General features: G+C 45.8%; 20 protein-coding genes and 1 other RNA gene. 20 read left to right on the forward strand and 1 reads right to left on the reverse strand.

Annotated features, from left to right (window positions below; all coding sequences use genetic code 11):
* Positions 1–363: 363 nt before the first annotated feature.
* From MHB54_RS22220 to era, 8 genes are all read left to right on the forward strand, one after another.
* Positions 364–1,773: an amino acid permease gene (locus MHB54_RS22220; RefSeq protein WP_264454760.1), complete on the forward strand. Its 1,410-nt coding sequence runs from the start codon at positions 364–366 to the stop codon at positions 1,771–1,773.
* A gap of 378 nt (positions 1,774–2,151) precedes the next feature.
* Positions 2,152–2,445 carry a sporulation protein YqfC gene (yqfC, locus tag MHB54_RS22225; protein WP_023989488.1) on the forward strand — a complete coding sequence of 98 codons (294 nt, stop codon included), beginning with the start codon at positions 2,152–2,154 and terminating at the stop codon, positions 2,443–2,445.
* Positions 2,442–3,635, forward strand: a complete 1,194-nt coding sequence (yqfD, locus tag MHB54_RS22230; protein WP_264454761.1) for a sporulation protein YqfD — start codon at positions 2,442–2,444, stop codon at positions 3,633–3,635. Before yqfC ends, yqfD begins: the two co-directional genes overlap by 4 nt.
* A gap of 6 nt (positions 3,636–3,641) precedes the next feature.
* On the forward strand, positions 3,642–4,613 hold the full coding sequence (locus MHB54_RS22235; RefSeq protein ID WP_013311138.1) for a PhoH family protein: 972 nt from the start codon (positions 3,642–3,644) through the stop codon (positions 4,611–4,613).
* A gap of 95 nt (positions 4,614–4,708) precedes the next feature.
* Positions 4,709–6,955 (forward strand): HD family phosphohydrolase, encoded by a 2,247-nt coding sequence (locus MHB54_RS22240; protein ID WP_023989486.1) that lies wholly within the window; start codon positions 4,709–4,711, stop codon positions 6,953–6,955.
* A gap of 55 nt (positions 6,956–7,010) precedes the next feature.
* On the forward strand, positions 7,011–7,508 hold the full coding sequence (gene ybeY, locus MHB54_RS22245) for an rRNA maturation RNase YbeY (protein WP_023989485.1): 498 nt from the start codon (positions 7,011–7,013) through the stop codon (positions 7,506–7,508).
* A complete protein-coding gene (locus MHB54_RS22250; RefSeq protein WP_023989484.1) occupies positions 7,508–7,882 on the forward strand; it encodes a diacylglycerol kinase family protein in 375 nt (124 codons plus the stop codon). Before ybeY ends, MHB54_RS22250 begins: the two co-directional genes overlap by 1 nt.
* Positions 7,883–7,931: 49 nt before the next feature.
* Positions 7,932–8,834 carry a GTPase Era gene (era, locus tag MHB54_RS22255; RefSeq protein WP_013311134.1) on the forward strand — a complete coding sequence of 301 codons (903 nt, stop codon included), beginning with the start codon at positions 7,932–7,934 and terminating at the stop codon, positions 8,832–8,834.
* A gap of 174 nt (positions 8,835–9,008) precedes the next feature.
* Here era and MHB54_RS22260 read toward each other — a convergent pair whose 3' ends face one another.
* On the reverse strand, positions 9,009–9,155 hold the full coding sequence (locus MHB54_RS22260; protein WP_023989483.1) for a hypothetical protein: 147 nt from the start codon (positions 9,153–9,155) through the stop codon (positions 9,009–9,011).
* Positions 9,156–9,230: 75 nt separating this feature from the next.
* Between MHB54_RS22260 and MHB54_RS22265 the strand changes: the two genes are divergently transcribed.
* The 12 genes from MHB54_RS22265 (at position 9,231) to rnpB (ending at position 20,441) form a co-directional block, all read left to right on the forward strand.
* Entirely contained in the window at positions 9,231–9,368 is a 138-nt protein-coding gene (locus MHB54_RS22265) for a YqzL family protein (RefSeq protein ID WP_023989482.1), read from the forward strand.
* A gap of 42 nt (positions 9,369–9,410) precedes the next feature.
* Positions 9,411–10,163 (forward strand): DNA repair protein RecO, encoded by a 753-nt coding sequence (recO, locus tag MHB54_RS22270; RefSeq protein WP_023989481.1) that lies wholly within the window; start codon positions 9,411–9,413, stop codon positions 10,161–10,163.
* A 138-nt stretch (positions 10,164–10,301) separates the two neighbouring features.
* Positions 10,302–10,448 carry a hypothetical protein gene (locus MHB54_RS22275; protein ID WP_155613687.1) on the forward strand — a complete coding sequence of 49 codons (147 nt, stop codon included), beginning with the start codon at positions 10,302–10,304 and terminating at the stop codon, positions 10,446–10,448.
* Positions 10,449–10,566: 118 nt separating this feature from the next.
* Complete coding sequence (gene glyQ / locus MHB54_RS22280) at positions 10,567–11,454, forward strand: glycine--tRNA ligase subunit alpha (protein WP_023989480.1); 888 nt, start codon at positions 10,567–10,569, stop codon at positions 11,452–11,454.
* Positions 11,447–13,522, forward strand: coding sequence for a glycine--tRNA ligase subunit beta (glyS, locus tag MHB54_RS22285; protein ID WP_068942370.1), 2,076 nt, complete (start codon positions 11,447–11,449; stop codon positions 13,520–13,522). Before glyQ ends, glyS begins: the two co-directional genes overlap by 8 nt.
* Before the next feature lie 121 nt (positions 13,523–13,643).
* Positions 13,644–14,120, forward strand: coding sequence for a YaiI/YqxD family protein (locus tag MHB54_RS22290; RefSeq protein ID WP_013311130.1), 477 nt, complete (start codon positions 13,644–13,646; stop codon positions 14,118–14,120).
* Positions 14,113–15,987, forward strand: a complete 1,875-nt coding sequence (gene dnaG, locus MHB54_RS22295; protein WP_025722118.1) for a DNA primase — start codon at positions 14,113–14,115, stop codon at positions 15,985–15,987. The genes MHB54_RS22290 and dnaG overlap by 8 nt, the downstream gene beginning before the upstream one ends.
* A gap of 43 nt (positions 15,988–16,030) precedes the next feature.
* On the forward strand, positions 16,031–17,164 hold the full coding sequence (rpoD, locus tag MHB54_RS22300; RefSeq protein WP_007431230.1) for an RNA polymerase sigma factor RpoD: 1,134 nt from the start codon (positions 16,031–16,033) through the stop codon (positions 17,162–17,164).
* 87 nt (positions 17,165–17,251) lie between these two features.
* Positions 17,252–18,091 (forward strand): hypothetical protein, encoded by an 840-nt coding sequence (locus MHB54_RS22305; protein WP_069080385.1) that lies wholly within the window; start codon positions 17,252–17,254, stop codon positions 18,089–18,091.
* Entirely contained in the window at positions 18,088–18,849 is a 762-nt protein-coding gene (locus tag MHB54_RS22310; protein ID WP_053325780.1) for a tRNA (adenine(22)-N(1))-methyltransferase, read from the forward strand. The genes MHB54_RS22305 and MHB54_RS22310 overlap by 4 nt, the downstream gene beginning before the upstream one ends.
* Positions 18,825–19,940: a Nif3-like dinuclear metal center hexameric protein gene (locus MHB54_RS22315; protein ID WP_068942365.1), complete on the forward strand. Its 1,116-nt coding sequence runs from the start codon at positions 18,825–18,827 to the stop codon at positions 19,938–19,940. Before MHB54_RS22310 ends, MHB54_RS22315 begins: the two co-directional genes overlap by 25 nt.
* A 102-nt stretch (positions 19,941–20,042) precedes the next feature.
* Positions 20,043–20,441, forward strand: an RNA gene (gene rnpB, locus MHB54_RS22320) — RNase P RNA component class A.
* The last annotated feature ends 50 nt before the right edge of the window (positions 20,442–20,491 follow it).

Genomic DNA, 20,491 nt, shown 5'->3' on the forward strand with positions numbered 1-20,491 from the left:
AGGAATACATAAGCATGCTCAGAATAAAAAATGAATTAACGACAAATGCTCTAATTACCTGACAACGAATGTGATAATCCCTTGTGCGCCCTAGGTTTCTCACATTTGTTGTCATCTAAAATGGTGGCATTTTGTCTAATTTAGGGTCTCGTTTATGAAAATATATTCGTGAAAAATGATCAAATGTAACAATATGAATGGAGCTTTCCAAAAGCAGTTTTCATTTTTTCTTTTTTATATATAATGTTCTCAATGATAGATACTTATGAAATTTACTCCAAATTTAGCTAAAATTTGATTTGTATCGAGGTGATAAAACAAGATTATAAAAATGGAAAATTAATTTCTAGGAGGATGGGATAGATGGGAAATAGCTTGTTCAGAAAGAAGAGCATTGATCAGTTGATTGCCGCTACGCGGGGGGAAAAAGCACTCAAAAAGGAACTGGGTGCGTTTGATTTAACGATGCTTGGGATTGGAGCCATTATCGGAACGGGGATATTTGTGTTGACAGGTACGGGAGCAGTTACGGCTGGTCCAGGCTTGGTACTTTCTTTTGTGATTGCGGGACTCGCCTGTTTATTCGCGGCATTGGCTTATGCGGAGTTTGCATCCACCGTTCCAGTATCCGGTTCTGTTTACACTTTTACATATGCTACGATGGGGGAGCTGTTGGCCTTTATTATTGGATGGGATTTAATTTTGGAATACATGCTGGCAGCCAGCGCCGTTTCCGCAGGTTGGTCGGGTTACTTTGTATCATTTTTGAATGGAATTGGCCTTCACATTCCGCTTGAATTCACTGCCGCACCGGGGACTTTAAAAGACCAAACTACTTATTTTAATCTCCCAGCTTTTTTAATTTTGATGGGTATCACGTTCTTGCTTTATTTTGGGATAAAAGAATCAAAACGGATAAACAACATCATGGTAATTGTAAAGATTATTGTTATTTTATTATTTATCATCGTTGCTTTTAAATATGTGAAGCCAGATAATTGGACACCATTTATGCCGTTTGGGTTCAGTGGGGTGTTTGGAGCCGCAGCTCTTGTGTTTTTTGCTTTTATTGGTTTTGATGCTGTTTCATCAGCGGCTGAAGAAACCAAAAATCCCGCCCGTGATTTACCGCGAGGCATTATTTTCTCACTCGTTATTTGTACGTTTTTGTATGTCATTGTTAGCGCGATTATGACGGGTATAGTACCGTTTATGCAATTTGAAGGTATCTCTCATCCAGTGTCATTGGTATTGCAGGTTGCGGGCCAGAACTGGGTTGCGGGTATTGTAGATATAGGAGCCATCTTAGGGATGACAACGGTCATGCTGGTTATGCTCTATGGTCAAACCCGTATTATGTTTGCTATGTCACGTGACGGCTTAGTCCCCAAAATATTATCCAAGGTTCATTCCAAATATAAAACGCCCTACATTAACACGTTGTTTTTTGGTACTTTATCTGCATTAATGGGTGGGCTGATCCCGCTGGATGAGTTAGCAAGTTTAGTGAACATTGGAACCTTGTCAGCATTTATTCTGATTTCGGTCGCCGTCATCGTTATGAGAAAAACACAACCTGACTTGCCAAGGGCCTTCCGATGTCCTGGAGTTCCGTATATTCCGATCCTGGCTATCGTTTCATGTGGGGTGCTCATTCTTAATTTGAATGGTCAGACATTTATTCGCTTTATTATTTGGCTTGTCATTGGTATGGCTGTTTACTTCTTATACTCTAGAAAAAACTCTCTTTTGAATCGAGATACCGAAAAATAACCGTGTCATCTAATGAAAATCAAAAAAAGACAACCTTGTTTTCGATATGAAAACGAGGCTGTCTTTTTTGTTTGAATTTTAAAAGGACACATCTTTTTCCTCTGCAATATAGCAGCTGCTGCGAATTGTAAGTTTAGCCTCATAAATGCGGGGACTGGATCATAAAATGTACAGTACAGATATCTGTGGCGCTGGTGTAATGGCGTTCACTGATAATAAGAATATAAGATGAAAAGCTAGCAGCGTAGCTGCCATGAAACATCTATGGGTACCGAATGGCAATAACAGAAGATGAAAAAATAGCAGCGTGCTGTCATCAAAACAACATTAGCCGTTGGATAACAGATGTTTTGATGACAGGAAAGGAGATTTCGCCGTATGAGCCGGATGAGCCGCAAACTGCGAAAGTGGGCCAGCGAGACGCTGGAGCTTCCGCAGGACATTCTATTTGACCTGCCGCGGTTAACCCTCATCGGCAGCCGCCAGCTTTATGTGGAGAATCACCGGGGCGTGGTGGATTTCACACCGAATCAGCTCGTACTTGCACTTGAGAAAGGCAGGCTGAGGGTGTCCGGCCATGATTTAGTCATTACGTCTATTCTGCCAGAGCAGGTAAGTGTGGAGGGACATATAACAGATATCCAAATGGAAGGAACGGAGGAAGGCTCGTGAAACATCCTGCTTTAGCAATGCTGCGTGGCACGGTTACCCTTGCTGTCAAGGGCGAAAGTGTGGAAGCTTTCATTAATTTACTCACCGATCACCATATACCTGTTTGGAACGTGCGGCCGATGGGTACTAGACATGCAGAAATGAACCTTCTGCTGCCGCACGTCTTCCTCCTACGCCCGCTTTTGAGAAGGACAGGCTGTAAAATGCATGTTCTGAAGCGGCAAGGGCTTCCCTTTACTGTTATACGGCTTGCCAAACGTAAATTTTTTATGGCTGGATTGGCTTTGTTCTGGATAGGTCTCCTGCTGATGTCTTCGCTTATCTGGGACATTGAAGTGAAGGGGAATGATAAGCTCTCGACGGACTCCGTTCTCAAAGCCGCCCGACAGGAGGGGCTGTATCCGTTTCAATGGAGCTTTCGTCTTTCCAGTCAAGACAAGCTTTCCCGTGCGCTCATGCTGAAGCTTCCAGAGGCATCCTGGATCGGTGTGGAAAAGCAGGGTACTTTGGTAACGATTCAGGTTGTTGAAGCTTCACAGCCTACCCCTGCGCCGCTCTACAGCCCACGTCATATCATCAGTAAGGCAGACGCGGTAGTCACTGAGATTTTTGCCGAGCAGGGTCGTCCTGTCGTGCATAAAAATACACGTGTCAAAAAAGGAGCCATCCTCATCTCGGGAACGCTTGGAGATGAGGAGAATCAGCAGCAGGTCGTAGCCAAAGGAGAGGTTAAGGGTCTTGTATGGCATGAATACGAAATTAGCAGTCCTACGGTGCAACGCAGCAGCACGTATACAGGTAACAGTCACGACCGCTTGTATCTGGTGTTAGGCAATCGTGCGATACAATTGTGGGGATATGGGAAAATACCTTATTCTACACATAAAACAACAGTTGAACATGATCCGTTAACTTGGCGTTCCTTCAAACTTCCGATGGGTTGGATGACTGAAAGTGTGAGGGAGACAAAGATACAAGAGCAGAAGCTTACGGAAGCAGAAGCGAAAATGTCAGGAATAGAAGGCGCGCGAGCTGATATTTTAGCTAAATACGGCAAAGGAACGAAAATAATGAGCCAAAAAATTTTGCATGAGAAGAGAGAGAATGGTAAAGTTTATATGAAAGTGCTTTTTGAAGTGGAGCAGGATATTGCGGAAGAACTTCCGTTAGTTCATAACCAAGGAGAATGAGGCTATTTGGCAGAACAACAACGCAGCATACAAATTGCATTGAACAATGCGGGAGAAGGACAGGCGTTATTTGGCCCGCAGGATTCCTTTTTAAAATTAATCGAAGCCGCTATTCCAGCAAAAATAGCATCTCGTGAGGCAGAAGTTAATGTTTTTGGTAATGCTCACGAGGTGGAAGTGCTCGAACAATTGTTCGATGTATTACTCCAGTTAATTCGCAATGGGTATATACTGACCGAAAGGGACGTCCATTATGCGATTGAATTGGCAAAAGATTTGCGTGCTGATCAGCTGCTCGATTTGTTCAAGGGTGAAATTACGACGACGTTCCGGGGGAAACCGATTCGCGTCAAAACGATTGGACAAAAGCACTATGTAACCACGATTAAGAAACGCGATATTGTATTTGGAATTGGCCCGGCGGGTACGGGTAAAACCTATCTGGCTGTAGTGCTGGCTGTAGCTGCCCTGAAGGAAGGTTCAGTCAAGCGCATTGTACTGACTCGTCCTGCGGTCGAAGCAGGGGAGAATTTAGGTTTTTTACCAGGGGATTTGCAGGAAAAGGTTGATCCGTATTTACGCCCATTGTATGATGCCCTATACGATGTGATGGGCCCAGAGCAGACTGCAAAGGCACTGGAGCGCGGGTTAATAGAAATTGCTCCTTTGGCTTATATGCGGGGACGTACGCTGGATGATTCATTTATTATTTTGGACGAAGCGCAAAACACCACACCCGAGCAAATGAAAATGTTTTTGACTCGACTTGGTTTCGGCTCCAAAATGGTCATTACCGGCGATGTTACGCAAATTGATTTGCCTCGTGGCAAAAAATCCGGTCTGATTGAAGCGAATGCGATTTTACAAGGGATTGAAGAAATAGGCTTTGTCCAGTTTGCAGAAGAGGATGTTGTCCGTCATTCCCTAGTTCAAAAAATCATTGTTGCTTATGACCGTATTGCCGAAAATCATGGATAGCCATTCAATCACGAGTATGGTGTGTACGATCAGAAAAAGTATAAAATGAGCAGTGTAGCTGCCTTGAAAAAGATGATGGAGAGGGATTGTTTTAGATGACCTCGAAGGAATTATCTAAAGGGAAAACGTTCCAGCATAGAATGAATGGATGGAAGTATAGCGTGGCGACACGCTATCTTCTGTTTTTATTTTTGGTGGTTCTTTTTTATGTAGGCTTTGCATCCAAGCTGCTTCCCGAGCGTTATGACATTCGGGTAAATCAACCGAGTGAAAAGGAAATTGTCGCCCCGATGCAGCTTCCTAACAGTAAGGCGACTTTGAAGGCTCAAGAGGAATCAGCTGAACGTGTGCAGCCCATGTATACCATTGTGCCAGTTCGCAACGATAACCTGATTACTGGTATTTTGGATCGAATTGAACGGCTCAATCAGGATGATCAGGTTTCCAGAGCAGATAAGATTTCGATTTATAAGGATGAGATTCCGCAACGTGCACGGGAATTTGTGCAAAATTTTGTGAATAACAGCCGTAATGCGGATGCCTACCCAGATAAGTTGCTGGATGAAGTGCTGGAAAAAACGAAAGAGCAAACGTACCGAATTCCAGAGGAGACATTCATTAAAATTCCGCGCCTTACATCTGAGGATATTGCTGAAATGCGGCCTGTCGCCCGTGAGATTGTGACAGGGTTGATGAATGATCAAATTACGGATGCCCAGACAGCCCGAGCGAAGGTAGCGGAGCGGGTTAGTACAAGCTCGCTTACCAAGCGTACTTCACGGGAGGTTGTTCAGGAACTTGCAAGGCTTGTGATTACCGCCAACAAGTTTTATGATGATACAGCTACGAAGGACGCCAAGGTACAGGCTCGTGAAGATACACCGACAGTTTACATTAAACAGGGTGAAGTACTCGTCAAGAAGGGTGAGATTATTACCCAGGAAATCTACACACTGCTTGATGAAAATGAATTGCTCAAGGATAAAATCAATTATTGGCCACAATTTGGCCTACTGATGCTGTCTATGATGCTTGCGTTGGGCCTGTTTATGTATATTCGTCAATTCCAATCACGAACACGAAACTTCAAGTATAATAATGCGCAGTTGCTCATGCTAGTATTAATCATTGTGATTACAGTGGGGGCAATGATGTTAATTTCCATACTGCAGAACAGTGAACGTTCCTATCTCGGCTATCTGGCGCCTATCGCGCTTGGAGCTATGCTCGTAACGCTGTTGCTTGATATGTCGCTGGCTTTCATATGTGCCGTTATATTCAGTATATTGGCTAGTGTTATTTTGAATGTCCGTCAGGGACAAATTTTTGACTTTAATTTTGGGTTTTTTGCTCTTGTGGTCTGTCTGGCGGCGATTTTCTCTACCCATCGAGCCAGCCAGCGTTCAACACTGTTCAAAGGGGCGATCATGGTATGCCTGTTCGGGGCCCTGTCTGTTTTTTCTCTGGCACTGATTGACCAAGGGAATTGGACTCAAACGACGACGCTCTATGGGGTAGCTTTTGCTTTTGCAGGCGGTCTGATAACAGCAATACTTGTTATTGGGCTAATGCCATTTTTTGAGTCTACCTTTGGTATCTTGTCGGCACTGAAGCTTGTTGAGCTGTCGAATCCCAACCATCCCTTGCTCCGCAAGCTGCTTACGGAGACACCGGGAACGTATCATCATAGTGTAATGGTGGGCAATCTGTCAGAGGCCGCAGCGGAGGCTATAGGAGCAAACGGCTTGTTGTGCCGGGTTGGTTCGTATTATCATGATATTGGTAAAACCAAGAGGCCTTCGTACTTCATTGAAAATCAAAATGGGTTGGAAAATCCACATGATACAATAGAGCCCAAGCTGAGCAAATCCATCATTATCGCCCATGCTCGTGACGGGGTGGAAATGCAATTGGATTACAAGCTACCCAAGCCAATTCGCGATATTGCCGAGCAGCACCACGGAACGACATTCTTGCACTATTTTTATCACAAGGCGTTGCGTGAGGCTGAAGAGCGAGGGGTAGAGCCTGACTTCACGGAGGATGATTTCCGTTATCCGGGACCGAAGGCTCAGTCTAAAGAGTCTGCTGTGGTGGGAATTGCTGATAGTGTGGAGGCAGCAGTTCGTTCCTTACGGAAGCCGACGGTGGAACAGGTAGAATCCATGATTGAGAAAATTATTAAGAGCCGTCTTGATGATCACCAATTTAACGACTGTGAGCTGACCATGCGGGAGCTTGATATCGTGGCTCAAACCCTCAAGGAAACAGTAATGGGGATTTTCCATTCCCGTATTGAGTATCCAGAGGAAAGGCCCAAGTCTGAAAACGGAAAAGCTTAATATAACTTGTGCACGAAGCACGGTTAGAGCACTAGAATTAAAAGGAGCGGTTGGCATGGGCCTTCAATTAGCTTGGAATAATGAACAAAACGATATGGTAATTAACGAATCCTTGATTACGTTGCTGAACACCTTATTGGAGGAGGCAGGCAAAGTGGAAGGAGTCACAGACGGTGAGGTAGCCCTTACCTTCGTTAATGATGAGCAAATTCATGAGTTGAACAGGGACTATCGGGGAATTGATCGTCCCACCGACGTGTTGTCTTTTGCTATGAAGGAGACACTGGATGAAGAGCTTGAAATTATTTACGAACCGAATGAAGAAACTTCAATGAATGATGTACCGGATGTTCTGGGGGATATTATAATCTCTGTACAGACAGCGCAAGCTCAGAGCGAAGAATACGGACATTCGATTGAGCGTGAAATCGGTTTTTTGTTTGTTCACGGCTTTCTGCATCTGTTAGGCTATGATCATCAGGATGATGTGAGTGAAGCTGAAATGATGGGCAAACAGGAAGCTGTACTGGCTCAAGCGGGGTTGACAAGGTAATGAGACGTCAGCCTTGGAGAATGACCTTTCGCTATGCGGCAGAAGGCGTGATGTACGCTCTGCGTACGCAAGTAAATATGCGGATACATGTGGCCATGGCGCTCTTTGTCATTGTAGCAGGCTTAACTCTGCACATCTCCCGGCTCGACTGGTTATTCGTCTGCGTGGCTATCGCTATAGTCATTGTAGCCGAACTGTTCAACACCGCTGTTGAAGCAGCGGTGGATCTCATCTCACCTGATATTCATCCGCTGGCCAAAGCGGCTAAAGACACCGCCGCCGGAGCCGTGCTCCTGGCAGCGGTTTTTGCTGTAATTATTGGTATATTTGTGTTTTATAGGCCTATGTTAACGTTAATTAGTTCGCTGTTTTAATGGAAAAACCAAAATAAAATAGGTGCTTAATCGCGCTGGAGGAAATGAAATGGCTAAGAAACACTTTAAATCAGGCTTTGTCGCAATTGTTGGCAGACCCAATGTCGGAAAATCAACACTGATGAACCATGTCATTGGGCAGAAGATTGCCATTATGTCGGACAAGCCGCAAACTACACGCAACAAAATTCACGGCGTATTTACTACAGAGGACACACAAATTGTATTTTTGGATACACCGGGGATTCATAAGCGCCAGTCAAAATTAGGCGATTACATGAATCAGACTGCTTTTAATACGTTGGGTGAAGTAGAAGCGGTGCTTTTTCTTATTGACGCTGCTGAGGGTCTAGGCGGTGGCGACCGTTTTATTGCGGAACAGCTTAAACAAGTAAAAACGCCAGTTATCTTGGTGCTGAATAAAATTGATCGCATTGAGCCGGAAGCGTTGTTGCCACTGATTGAGCAGTATCGCAAGTTGTACGACTTTGCAGAAATCATACCGATCTCGGCCAAAATGGGCAACAATGTAAACACCCTGCTGGAGCAGGTGCAAAAATACTTGCCAGAAGGTCCGCAATATTATCCGGATGATCAAATTACCGACCATCCAGAACAGTTTGTCATCTCCGAACTGGTTCGGGAAAAAATTCTGCATATGACACGTGAGGAAGTACCCCATTCTATTGCGGTTATGATTGAAGACATGAAAGTGCAGGATAATGGGGTAGTGCATATTATGGCTGTTATTTTTGTAGAGCGTGACTCCCAGAAGGGGATCATTATCGGCAAACAGGGAGCCATGCTCAAAGAAGTGGGCAAACAGGCCCGCCAGGATATCCAAAACCTGCTAGGCTCCAAGATTTTCCTGGAACTTTGGGTTAAGGTCAAAAAAGACTGGCGCAACCAGGAACGCGTCCTTCGTGACCTTGGCTTCCATCGCGACGCTTAAAAACAGAACTTGATTCTACGTCACTTTAGTTCAAGGGTTTATTGAGGCTAAAAAAATTGATATTAAATAAATATGTATAGTTGTTGTAAGCATCATAAAAAGGCCGTCCCGATCTCTATGACTGAGATAAGTAACAGTTTTTTCGTCATTCAAAGCGCCGCGCATATGCGGCGCTTAACTCTTGCTCTTTTTACCCCTTTCTTCCAGTGATGAAATAAGGAGTGCTTTTAAAAGAGTTATTGTAACTGTGTGCACATTGTAGCGGAGCGGTGTTATAACCCTCATACAGTAGCCTTTTTCAACGTAATCCATTAATTTCATCGCATACTTCTCCCCTCTTCGCATCATCCTATTTTTGAGATGCAAACGTCATTTCCGAAGAAAGGATGAATACGATTGCGAGATTTTTCGTGGAAGTATTTTGCGATGACTGGAGATGTCGGTGCGTATCTGTTATATCGGGAGAGCGCCGTGACAATGGAGCAAGACACGGATGAGGGAGAGTCGGACGAGCATGAAGAAGCCCGTGAATAGTACAAGCCACTGGCTTCTTCGCGAATGTTTGGGGGAAGAGGCATGCTTTACAGGGTGGAAGGAATCGTCATCCGCAGCATGGATTACGGTGAGGGGAACAAAATTATTACGCTTTGCACCGAAAGCGGAGGCAAAGCAGGCGTGCTGGTCAGAGGTGCAAAAAAGTCCAAAAGCCGTCACGCTGCTTTAACGCAGCCGTTTACGTACGGTGAATTCGTTTTTTTTCGAAACACAGGTTTAGGCACGTTGAATGCCGGTGAAATCATCCAATCCCACCATACATTACGCGAGGATATTACTAAAGCTGCTTACGCTTCTTATGCTTGTGAATTACTCGATCGGGTGCTACAGGATGAGGAAACAGGCGCGTTCTGGTTTAAGCAGCTTAAAGCATGTTTGGAGGCGCTGGAGAGTGGCAAAGATCCGCTGATCGTCATGAGTATTTATGAATTTAAAATATTGCAGGCGGCCGGATATGCTCCTCAGCTTGATGCATGTATTTCAAGTGGTCAACAATGTGCTGATGAAGATATGTTTGTCAGTCCGAGGCTGGGCGGAGTTTTGTGTCGGAGCTACAAGCATTATGATCCAGCTGCATTGAGCGTGACTCCACGTACATTGAAGTTGCTGCGCTTGTTCGCCAGAATGGATTTGAATCGGCTCGGCAACATTGACGTAAAGGACTCCACAAAGCTGGAGATCAAACATGTCATGCGTCAGTTCATGGATATGCAGTTGGAGGTCAAGCTGAAATCCCGCAATTTCTTGGATCAGCTCGACAAGTACGATATGTGAAACGCCCTATTCTCTTGACTGTATTGCTGAAAACGTGTAATATCCTACTATATATCTCCTTCGGGAGCAGATGCATTGAACGAGAAAGTAGCGGGATGTATTCTCTGTAATTAGCGAGTTGGGGACGGTGTAAGCCCAGTGGGAATTCTTCGTGAACAAGGCACTCGGGAGCGTCTGAATGGACACGGAAAAGAGGATTACGATCTGATTGGTGATGTAGGATCGCAATCAAGTAGGGTGGAACCGCGGGAGTCAGCTCTCGTCCCTACGTCTGTACAGGCGTAGAGGCGGGGGTTTTTTGCTGTCTCTAGCAAGGCTTTTGGGATAAAATAGCCCTGTACATACGAGCTTAATGAGAAGAAATCACCAACATTTGAGGGAATTGGAAAGGGAGCGTGTACCAATGAATTTTCAGCAGATGATTTTAACGCTGCAACAATTTTGGGCTGAACACAACTGTATTATTGTACAGCCGTATGACACGGAAAAAGGGGCAGGCACGATGAACCCGATGACGTATTTACGTTCGATCGGACCTGAGCCGTGGAACGTAGCTTATGTTGAGCCTTCTCGTCGTCCGTCAGACGGACGTTATGGTGAGAACCCGAACCGCCTGTATCAGCATCATCAGTTTCAAGTAGTTTTGAAGCCTTCACCGGATAACATTCAGGAATTGTATTTGGAGAGTTTGAGCCGTTTGGGCATTAACCCTTTGGAGCATGATATTCGTTTCGTTGAAGACAACTGGGAAGCACCAACGCTGGGAGCGTGGGGCTTAGGTTGGGAAGTATGGCTGGACGGTATGGAAATTACCCAATTCACCTATTTCCAGCAAGTGGGCGGTATTGATGCCAGTCCGGTTGCCGTAGAAATCACGTACGGTATGGAGCGTCTTGCTTCCTACATCCAGGACAAGGAGAATGTGTTCGATTTGGAGTGGGTCAATGGAATTACGTACGGTGATGTCTTCCACCAGCCTGAATTTGAGCATTCCAAGTATACGTTCGAAGTATCTGACGTCAAAATGCTCTTTACTCTTTTTAATATGTACGAAGAAGAGGCAAATAAAGCGATGGCGCAGCATCTTGTATTTCCAGCCTATGATTATGTGCTGAAATGTTCTCATGCGTTCAACTTGCTGGACGCTCGCGGAGCGATCAGTGTGACGGAACGGACTGGGTTTATTATACGAGTGCGTAATTTGGCGCGTCAGGTGGCTGCGACCTATCTGGAGGAGCGCGAGAAGCTGGGCTTCCCGCTGTTGAAGAAAGGAGGTGCGGCAAATGTCTAAGGATTTATTGTTTGAGATCGGGTTGGAAGAAGTCCCTGCACGTTTTATCCCGAATGCAATTCAGCAGTTGAAGCAGCGTATGACGGCGTGGCTTGACAGTTCGCGTATTGCTTATGGTGCTGTAGAGGTTTATGCTACACCTCGCCGTTTGGCGGTACTTGTCAAGGAAGTAGCGGAGAAGCAAGAAGATATTAACGAAGAAGTTAAAGGTCCTTCCCGCAAAATCGCACTCGACGAGGCTGGTAACTGGAGCAAGGCTGCACTAGGCTTTGCTCGCAGCCAAGGTGTTGATCCTGAACAGTTCACGTTCAAGGAGCTTGGAGGCGTGGAATATATTTACGCAACTAAGAGCAGCATAGGTGTACCAACAGCGGATGTACTGTCCGAAGGTTTATTGCACATTTTACATGCCATGACATTCCCTAAATTCATGCGCTGGGCAAGTTATGACTTTAAATTTGTTCGTCCGATCCGCTGGTTGATTGCCTTGTTTGGTAGCGATATTGTTAATTTGGAGATTGCCGGCGTGCAGTCAGGAAATGTGACAAGAGGGCATCGTTTCCTGGGACAGGATGCGGTAGTAGAAAGTCCAGCTGACTATGTTGAAGTGCTTCGCAAGCAGCATGTCATTGTGGACATTGAGGAACGTCAATCGCTTATTGTAAAGCAGATTGAAGCGCTGGCTGCCGAAAAAGATTGGACGATTGCGGTCAAGGATGATTTGCTGGAAGAAGTGCTGTATTTGGTGGAAACCCCAACAGTACTGTTCGGAGGTTTTGATCCTGCGTTCCTGAACATTCCGAAGGATGTACTCATTACTTCCATGCGCGAACATCAACGCTATTTCCCAGTGCTGGATCACACAGGAGAGCTATTGCCATACTTTGTTACGGTACGTAACGGAGGAAGTCAATCGCTGGAAGTCATTGCTAAAGGGAATGAAAAAGTATTGCGTGCGCGGCTGTCTGATGCCAAATTCTTTTATGAAGAAGATCAGAAGCTGGAAATTAAGGATGCACTCTCCAAATTGGAAAGTATCGTTTTCCACGAAGAGCTGGGAACGGTTGGAGACAAAGTGCGCCGGATTCGCCGTATTGCTGATGCTCTGGCAGAGAAGCTTCGCGTTTCCCCAGATACACAGGAATCGGTTAGTCGTGCAGCGGATATTTGTAAATTTGACCTGGTAACACAAATGGTATATGAGTTCCCGGAACTGCAAGGTGTGATGGGTGAGGATTATGCTCGTAAGGCTGGAGAGAAGGAAGAAGTGGCAAGAGCGGTGTTTGAGCATTACCAGCCGCGTTTTGCAGGAGAAACAGTTCCTTCAACGAATGCTGGAGCGATTGTAAGTATCGCAGACAAGATAGATACCATTACAGGCTGCTTCTCCATCGGTATTATTCCAACAGGTTCACAGGACCCTTACGCGCTTCGTCGCCAGGCAGCAGGTATTGTGCAGATATTGTTGGATCGTAAGCTTTCGGCTACGTTGTCTGATGTGTTCAATATCGCGCTCGAGGTGCATGGCAACCTTGGAAATATGAAACGTTCCGCTGATGAAATACGTAAAGAATTACATGAGTTTTTCGGATTACGCGTGAAGAAACTATTGTCTGAGACACTTCGTTATGACGTTGTGGATGCTGTACTTGCAGCTGGATATGACGATGTTGCTTCCGTTGTTAACCGCGGAACTGCGTTAATGACTGCCGTACAAACAGGTGAGGTATTCAAAGCAACAGTTGAGTCCTTTAATCGTGTAGGTAATCTGGCTGCTAAAGCAGTTCATAAGTCAGTTAATACGGGTGAGTTTACGGAGCAAGGCGAAAAAACGCTTTACGAAGCATGGTATAGCGCTTATGAATCTTATAGCGTAGCTTTACAGGAAGGTGATGCGACACGGGCGTTAGCGCTTGCTTCATCCATTACCCCTGCGGTGACGGCGTTCTTTGATTCCGTTATGGTTATGGCTGAGGATGATGCTGTTCGTAATAATCGTTTGGCATTGCTGGCTGCTATTGACTCAGAACTGAAGCGTTTTGCCGATTTTTCCAAGCTTGTAGTTTAAACGTCAGTTGTGGTAGTATGAACAACTTGAAAAAATGGGTATAAATATACGGAACGGTGTAAGAGTAATCTTGCAGCCGTTCCGTATTTTACTCGAATGCGGATGGAGATGGGGGATGCTCATGGAGGGAACCGGAACTTTACTGGATGTGCGGATCGTTGTTGACGGGGACGCTTGTCCTGTTAAAAGTGAAATTGCGGAGATAGCTTCCCGTTTTCATATTGAGGTTATTATGGTATCTTCATATGATCATCTCATTCAGGGCAGCAAAGGCGTAAGCATCGTTAAAGTAGACCGAAGCGACCAAAGTGCCGATCTCTATATTGCCAATCATATCCGCCGCGGCGATATTGTAACCACCAATGATTATGGTCTTGCTGCACTTGCCTTGGCAAAAGGTTGTGAAGTGATGTCTTTTCGCGGAGCTATGTATCGAAACGATTCGATAGATTTCATGCTTGACCGACGTCATACTTCTGCCAAAGAACGGAAAAAAGGACGTTATGGAAAAGGTCCTAAACCGTTTACATTAGAGGATCGTGAAGTTTTTCAACATAAACTGACAAAACTTTTACTTCGCTTGCAGGAGAATGAGTAACGGTATCGAATTATATTTACGTGCTAAAGAGATGAAGGTGGTTAATATGAGTGCCGGACAAGGTAACATACCGGACGATATCATTGAGTCGGTTTTACAACATCATGATATTGTAGATACGGTAAGCAAGTACGTGCATTTGACCAAGCAGGGGAAGTATATGAAAGGCCTCTGTCCTTTTCATTCCGAAAAAACCCCTTCATTCACCGTGACACCGGATCGTCAGATTTTTTACTGCTACGGCTGCGGCGCGGGAGGCAATGCCATCAAGTTTATGATGGAAATCGAAGGACTATCCTTTCCCGAAGCTGTCAGGACAATGGCAGAAGAAAGTCATATCCCGCTCGGCGAATGGCAGGGACGTGATTCATCGCATCAGCATCCTGAGTTGGACAGGCTGTTGCAAGCGTATGAGTTAACTTCTAAGATGTACCATTTTTTGCTTAAAAATACGGAGCACGGCAAACCAGCGATGGAGTACTTGCGTTCACGGGGATTCAGTGACAAGATCATTGATCAATTTCAAATTGGCTATGCACCCAACCGATGGGATACGATCGTTCAGTTTCTGGAGAAGCGTTCTTTTGATCCCGTGGAGATGGAAAAGGGAGGGCTTATTTCTCCCCGGCATGAGGGTGATGGATATGTGGATCGGTTCAGAGATCGTATCATGTTTCCCATTTGGAATCGCAACGGAAAAGTTATTGCCTTTGCAGGCCGTATACTTGGTGAGGGACAGCCGAAGTATTTGAATTCACCGGAGACCAAGCTATTCAACAAGAGCCGAACGCTGTACAATCTTCATCATGCTAAAACCTCAATTCGCAAGCTCCGCCAGAGTGTTCTTTTTGAAGGCTACGGTGATGTCATCTCGGCATGGGAAGCGGGCGTACAAAATGGGGTGGCCGCCATGGGCACTGCTCTAACGGAGCACCATGCTACGATGTTAAAAGGACTGTGCGATGAGGTCATTATTTGTTATGATGGTGACCGGGCAGGACAAGCTGCTGCGCTTAAAAATTTTCCGCTGTTGGAAAATGCGGGACTTCACGTGAAAGTAGCGCTGGTCAGTGACGGTATGGACCCGGATGATTTTATCCGGCAATACGGCGGCGAACGATTCCAGCGTCAAATTATTGAAAGTGCTGTTTCAACGGTGAAATTTAAGCTTATATATCTGAAAAAAAACCATATACTGCAAGAGGAAGAAGGAAGAATCGCGTATTCCCGCGAAGCATTAAATGTCATTGCACCTCTGTCATCCCCGACTGAGCGGGAAGTGTATCTGCGCGAAGTATCAGCCGAAGTCAAGGTGGATTTTGAAACCTTGAAGCAAGAATGCAATTTACTGCGTCAATCCCTGCAAAAAAAACAGAACTTTGGGGATAATAACGAAAATGGGTGGAATAATGGTAGGCATAAAAAAGGGCAGGTCTCCACACCTAATCTGTTGCCGGCTTACCATGTGGCTGAGCGCAGGCTGCTTCACTGGATGATGCAGGATTTAGAAGCTGCAGAGTATGTAGAAAAGCATCTGGGCGACGCCTTTAATATTGAGGATCATGCAGCAATTGCTGCTTATCTATATGCCTATTACGCGCAAGGGAAGTTACCAGATACAAGCCGTTTTATTTCATCTTTGCAAGACGACCGGCTGGAGAAGAACGTAAGTTCGATCATGATGATGGATGCTCCAGGCGTATGGGCACCGCACATTTTGGATGATTATATTCATCAGGTGCGAAAATTTCCATTGCAGGAGCAACTGGATTTGAAAAGGGAAGAAATGAGAGCCGCTGAGCGCTTGGGTGACTTTTTGCGCGCAGCACAAATTGCAAGTGAGATTATAGCCCTAGAGAGACAATGAACACACAGAGGTCGGATGTTTCTAGGGAGGAGGGAGTCGAAAGATGGCGAATGATCAGCATACTGAACTGGAGACGGAACTAACACTGGATCAGGTCAAAGATCAACTGATTGAGTTGGGTAAAAAAAGTTCTTCTCTGAACTACAAAGATATCATGGAAAAACTGTCGCCGTTTGATCAGGACCCCGAGCAAATGGATGAGTTTTATGAGCAACTGGGTGACTTGGGGATTGAAGTTGTGAATGACAACGACGAAGAAGTTACCAGATTGCGTCAAAATGACGACCCGGAAAACAATGATGGGGATGATTTTAATTTCGATGACGATCTGAGCCTGCCTCCCGGTATTAAAATTAATGACCCGGTCCGGATGTACTTGAAGGAAATCGGTCGTGTACCGTTGCTTTCTGCTGATGATGAGGTGGAGCTTGCCAAACGGATCAATAACGGCGATGAAGAAGCTAAGCGTCGGTTGGCAGAAGCGAACTTGCGTCTGGTTGTAAGTATTGCCAAACGTTATGTTGGTCGCGGAATGCTTTTCCTGGATCTGATTCAGGAAGGTAATATGGGTTTGATTAAGGCAGTAGAAAAATTTGATTACGAAAAAGGCTTTAAATTCAGTACGTATGCAACCTGGTGGATTCGTCAGGCCATTACGCGCGCAATAGCCGATCAGGCGAGAACAATCCGTATTCCGGTGCATATGGTGGAAACGATCAACAAGCTGATTCGCGTATCGCGTCAACTGTTGCAAGAGTTGGGGCGCGAACCTACGCCGGAGGAAGTGGCTGCCGAGATGGAGCTGAGCGTGGAAAAAGTACGGGAAATTATGAAAATTGCCCAAGAACCTGTTTCATTGGAAACACCAATTGGTGAAGAGGATGACTCACATCTGGGGGATTTCATTGAGGATCAAGAAGCATTGGCGCCTGCAGATGCGGCTGCCTATGAACTTCTGAAGGAACAGCTCGAGGATGTACTGGATACGTTAACCGAACGGGAAGAGAATGTTTTGCGTCTCCGCTTTGGTTTGGACGACGGAAGAACCAGAACCCTTGAAGAAGTGGGTAAAGTGTTCGGTGTTACACGTGAACGTATTCGTCAGATTGAGGCCAAAGCGCTGCGTAAGTTGCGCCATCCAAGCCGCAGTAAGCGACTGAAGGATTTCCTCGAATAGAAGCGTAACATTGCGGACCTTCTGCGGCTTGAAGCGCGCAGGAGGTCTTTTTTTATCTCATGGCAGCCTTGGTGGAGGGGAAGAAGCTTGGACCAGGAGAAAAAACGGGCAATACTGTTACATGAAATTGAGCATTGGCGGCGAAGTCGGCTGCTCCCTGAGCAATATTGCGATTTTTTGTCTAACCTGTATCGGGAGGACGAAGATCCGTCGCAGAGCCAGAACCGTAACAACACCGGGCTGCTTACATATCTTAGACACGGGCATGGGATCGCCTGGCTTCTTGGTTTTGTCATTATTTCCTGCATTTGTTTGATCGGTTTTTATTTTACCGCTTTTCCGTTGGCAATGCAAATATTCTCGGCAAGTGCAGTTACTGCGATTTGCTATGGAGTGGCCGCATTTTGGCGGTCTTCCGAAAAGAGTATGAGTGCGATGTTGAGCACTTTAGGCAGTGCGATTATGTTGGGTTCGGGTGTGTGGATCATTCAGCTCCATCAAGGTGAAGCTAGGGTTTGGTTTCTTTTGCTCGTAGGCCTATGCGGTGTAGTATGGTGTCTTGTGGGATTAACTTTGCGGATCAGCTTACTTCATTACTGTGGTCTTGCTGGGCTGCTTTTAGTGTACGCGGTCCTTATAGGCCGCTACTGGCCTACAGCAACTTTAGTGATGCTTGAGGCATTTTGGATTTTGCACGCAGTATTGTTGATCTGGCTAAGCTGGTGGGTACATCGCCGCTTTCCGCGTCTCGCTTTGATTTATTTCGCTATAGGCATGACACTAGCATTCATGGCTGAAGCAGACATGATTATCCTGCGCCATCAAGCGGCGGGTGATGTGGTATTTTACAGCATACTGAAGTTGGCATTTGTTGTAGGAATTTTATTTTGGACTCGAAAAAAATGGATTACGTGGGTGACGTCATGAAACTTTCTCAACGATTACAATATATTATGGAACAAATTCCTGCCGGGAGCAGACTTGCGGATATTGGCTCGGATCATGGACTACTCCCTGTGGCTGCAGTGCGTAGTGGCAGAGTACCGCAAGCCGTGGCGGGTGAGGTTAACGATGGTCCGTTACGTGCGGCTCAAAAGCAGGTGGCCGAAGCAGGTCTTACTGATCGCATTGCGGTTAGAAAGGGAGATGGCTTGGCTGTAATTAAGGCCAATGAGGTTGATGTTATTACGATAGCCGGCATGGGTGGTGCCTTGATCGCTTCCATTTTAGAGCAAGGGAAAGACAAGCTTGTTTCAGTGAAACAGCTTGTTCTACAGCCTAACGTAGGCGAGGATATCTTACGCCGTTGGCTCATCGAACATCAATGGGTACTAACAAGTGAACATATTATGGAAGAAGACGGAAAAATATATGAAATTCTGACGGCCGTACCTGATTCGATAAGCCCACTGAAACAGGATGAGCTGTATCAACCATGGAAACTTCCCGATAGTTCGCTGGTACTGACACAGGATTTGTTAATGCAACTTGGACCGCTATTGGTCAAAGCACCGAATGAAATCTTTTTTTATAAATGGAAATTGGAGATTCGCAAGCTTGAGGATGTGCTGGCACAAGTGGCACGATCAGATCAGGAATCCGCACAGCATAAGCGGGAGCAATTGCGCAAGCAAATTGAACAGCTAGAGGAGGTACTTGCATGTTTGCCAAAGGACAGACAGTGATTAGCTACATGGAGCAGCTGGCTCCGAAATACTTGGCAGTTCCGGACGATAGAATCGGGCTTCAGCTGGGTAGTCTGCAAAAGGAAATCAAAAACATATTAGTAGCCCTGGATGTTAATGATGAGGTTGTCGAAGAGGCAATCCGCATAAAAGCTGATCTCATTATTGCACATCATGCGATTATATTCCGCCCACTTAAAGCATTGAACACGGATCAGCCTGCGGGCAGATTGTATGAAAAGCTGATCAAGAATGATATTGCTGTCTACATCAGTCATACGAATCTGGATACGGCTGAGGACGGCATGAATGACTGGATGGCGGAAGCTCTGGGTATTCAAAGTGAAGGTACGCTGGAGGATGTTCACACCGAGCAATTATTCAAGCTTGTTGTTTTCGTACCCAAAACACATCATCAACGGGTACTTGATGCCGTATTAGGGGCGGGAGCTGGACATATCGGCAACTACAGCCATTGCAGCTTTAACATTGACGGCTACGGAACTTTTGTGCCGGGTGAAGGCACACAGCCGTTTTTGGGTGAGCCGGGTAAAATGGAACGTAGTGAAGAGGTTCGTATCGAGACCATTGTACCGCAGGGTGTACGAAGTAAAGTTGTTCAAGCGATGCTGAAGGCTCATCCTTATGAAGAGGTGGCTTATGACCTGTACCATATGGATTTGCAAGGCCGTAGCTTTGGTTTGGGGCGGGTCGGCAAGCTCAAGGAAACCTGCACGTTACGGGAGTTTGTCGATGTTGTAAAAAACGGTCTCAACGTCGAGCATGTACGTGTGGTGGGCGACTTAGATCGTACGATCAAAAAGGCAGCCGTGCTTGGGGGCTCTGGTAGCCGTTATGTGAACAAGTCGCTCTTTAAGGGAGCTGACGTATTAGTCACGGGGGATATTGACTATCACACGGCTCAGGATGCCCTTATGGCGGGGATTGCTATTATTGACCCTGGACATAACGCTGAAAAGATTATGAAGCCTAAAACCGTAGAATGGATGCGCAAACGCTTGGCAGAAGGTCGTTATTCAACGGAAGTACATGTATCTCAGGTAGAAACCGAGCCTTTTCAATTTTTGTAAAATCAACGCCTATGAGAAAATAAAGGGAGCTTTCTACTTTTTACAATATTTTCAGGGTTGTATCATACGCGCGTTCCCTGTATACTATGTAATGTTGTTCGGAAAGTTTGACAGACAATCGCTGGCGGCGTGAGCCGCGAGAGGAAAGTCCGGGCTCCATAGGGCAGGATGCTGGATAACGTCCAGTCAGCGCGAGTTGAAGGATAGTGCCACAGAAATGGACCGCCGATGGCCGCTTGCGGCACAGGCAAGGATGGAACCGAGGTGTAAGAGACCCCGAGGAACGCTGGTGACTTCGTTCCTGGTAAACCCCATCTGGAGCAAGACCTAATGGGACACAGCTTCTTCGCGAAGCAGCCTTAGCCCGAGGCGTGTCTAGGTTGGTCGCTGGAGCTGGATAGCAATGTTCGGCCTAGATAGATGATTGTCGCTTGTAGTGGGAGGGTAGTTCCCGTCTGTACCACGAATAGCACAGAACCCGGCTTACGGAAAACTTTCCCCACTGCAACACCTTAAAATGTATAAATTTAACTTTTGTAAATGACCTGTTT

Source organism: Paenibacillus sp. FSL M7-0802, from assembly GCF_038004945.1.
In the GTDB taxonomy this organism is placed as follows: domain Bacteria; phylum Bacillota; class Bacilli; order Paenibacillales; family Paenibacillaceae; genus Paenibacillus; species Paenibacillus polymyxa_B.

What these genes read in the sequence shown, in the direction of transcription:
- MHB54_RS22240 (WP_023989486.1), top strand. Translation starts at nt 4,709, where the DNA reads ATGACCTCGAAGGAATTATCTAAAGGGAAAACGTTCCAGCATAGAATG.
- MHB54_RS22260 (WP_023989483.1), bottom strand. Translation starts at nt 9,155, where the DNA reads ATGAAATTAATGGATTACGTTGAAAAAGGCTACTGTATGAGGGTTATA.
- yqfC (WP_023989488.1), top strand. Translation starts at nt 2,152, where the DNA reads ATGAGCCGGATGAGCCGCAAACTGCGAAAGTGGGCCAGCGAGACGCTG.
- ybeY (WP_023989485.1), top strand. Translation starts at nt 7,011, where the DNA reads ATGGGCCTTCAATTAGCTTGGAATAATGAACAAAACGATATGGTAATT.
- MHB54_RS22310 (WP_053325780.1), top strand. Translation starts at nt 18,088, where the DNA reads ATGAAACTTTCTCAACGATTACAATATATTATGGAACAAATTCCTGCC.
- MHB54_RS22315 (WP_068942365.1), top strand. Translation starts at nt 18,825, where the DNA reads ATGTTTGCCAAAGGACAGACAGTGATTAGCTACATGGAGCAGCTGGCT.
- rpoD (WP_007431230.1), top strand. Translation starts at nt 16,031, where the DNA reads ATGGCGAATGATCAGCATACTGAACTGGAGACGGAACTAACACTGGAT.
- MHB54_RS22250 (WP_023989484.1), top strand. Translation starts at nt 7,508, where the DNA reads ATGAGACGTCAGCCTTGGAGAATGACCTTTCGCTATGCGGCAGAAGGC.
- glyQ (WP_023989480.1), top strand. Translation starts at nt 10,567, where the DNA reads ATGAATTTTCAGCAGATGATTTTAACGCTGCAACAATTTTGGGCTGAA.
- glyS (WP_068942370.1), top strand. Translation starts at nt 11,447, where the DNA reads ATGTCTAAGGATTTATTGTTTGAGATCGGGTTGGAAGAAGTCCCTGCA.
- recO (WP_023989481.1), top strand. Translation starts at nt 9,411, where the DNA reads ATGCTTTACAGGGTGGAAGGAATCGTCATCCGCAGCATGGATTACGGT.
- dnaG (WP_025722118.1), top strand. Translation starts at nt 14,113, where the DNA reads ATGAGTAACGGTATCGAATTATATTTACGTGCTAAAGAGATGAAGGTG.
- MHB54_RS22290 (WP_013311130.1), top strand. Translation starts at nt 13,644, where the DNA reads ATGGAGGGAACCGGAACTTTACTGGATGTGCGGATCGTTGTTGACGGG.
- era (WP_013311134.1), top strand. Translation starts at nt 7,932, where the DNA reads ATGGCTAAGAAACACTTTAAATCAGGCTTTGTCGCAATTGTTGGCAGA.
- MHB54_RS22220 (WP_264454760.1), top strand. Translation starts at nt 364, where the DNA reads ATGGGAAATAGCTTGTTCAGAAAGAAGAGCATTGATCAGTTGATTGCC.